At 67.3% G+C, this 1,356-nt stretch carries 1 protein-coding gene; it reads left to right on the top strand.

All coding sequences use genetic code 11. The annotated features are described in order from the left end of the window. Positions 1–1,356, top strand: a 1,356-nt coding sequence (locus A5686_RS18575) for an amino acid adenylation domain-containing protein (RefSeq protein ID WP_156750134.1), incomplete at both ends; no start/stop codon positions are given.

Genomic DNA, 1,356 nt, shown 5'->3' on the forward strand with positions numbered 1-1,356 from the left:
TTTTCGTTGGCCGAGCGCTTCGGCGAGGACGGCGTGCCCGCGGGGATCGGCGGGGCGGTGGAATTCCGCACCGATGTTTTCGACGCTGACAGCATCGAGCCGCTAGTCCGTCGATTGGAACGGGTGCTGTGCGCGATCACGGCCGATCCGACCCGGCCGGTGTCGTCGATCGATCTGCTCGATGAATCGGAGCGTGGCCGGCTTGACGAAATCGGTAACCGGGCGGTGCTGGCCGAGCCGGGTATTGCGCCGGTGTCGATGCCGGTGGCATTTGCCGCGCAGGTGACCCGCACCCCGGATGCGGAAGCGCTGGTGTCCGAGCACATCTCACTGACCTACCGGGAGCTTGACGAGGCGTCGAACCGGTTGGCGCATTTGTTGGCCGGTTACGGCGCGGCCCCGGGACAGTGTGTGGCGCTGATGTTTTCCCGATCTGCCGAGGCGATCGTGGCGATGCTGGCGGTGCTTAAAACGGGAGCGGCGTATCTGCCCATCGACCCGGGGGCGCCGGCGGCTCGGATCGAGTTCACGCTCGCCGATGCCGGGCCGATCGCCGCGGTCAGCACCGCCGAGCGGGTTGGGCGCTTAGCGGGCCATGGCGTCGTGGTCATCGAGGTGCGCGACCCCGCTATCGAAACCCAACCCAGCACGGCGTTGCCGGCGCCGGACCCGGAGGAGATCGCGTACCTCATCTACACCTCTGGCACAACCGGTTTACCCAAGGGGGTCGCGGTCACGCAGCGCAGCATGGCCCAGATGATGACGTCGCTGGATGCCTACACCCCGGCGGCGCAGACGTTTGCGCAGTGCCATTCCTATGCCTTCGATTTTTCGTTGTGGGAGATCTGGGTTCCGTTGCTCGGTGGCGGCCGGGTGGTGATCGTGTCCGAGTCGGTGGCGGGCTCGCCGGAAGATCTCCACGATTTGCTTGTTACTGAGCGGGTCCGCGTGCTCGCCCAGACCCCGTCGGCGGTGGCGATGTTGTCGCCGGATGGGTTGGAGTCGACGGCGTTGGTGGTGGCCGGTGAGGCATGTCCGGCCGAGGTGGTGGACCGGTGGGCAGCACCCGGGCGGGTGATGCTCAATGCGTACGGGCCCACCGAAACAACGATGTGCGTTTCGGTCAGTCCGCCGTTGACCGCGGCGCCGGGGGCGCCGCCGATTGGGTCACCGGTGGCGGGGGCGGCGGTGTTTGTGCTCGATGGGTGGTTGCGTCGGGTGCCTGCCGGGGTGGTGGGCGAGTTGTATGTGGCTGGTGATGGGCTCGCGGTTGGTTACATGCGTCGTGCGGGGTTGACGGCGTCGCGGTTTGTGGCGTGTCCGTTCGGGGATTCGGGCGTGCGGATGTACCGCACC

The sequence above is a fragment of the Mycobacterium sp. E2479 genome, from assembly GCF_001667925.1.
Lineage (GTDB): Bacteria > Actinomycetota > Actinomycetes > Mycobacteriales > Mycobacteriaceae > Mycobacterium.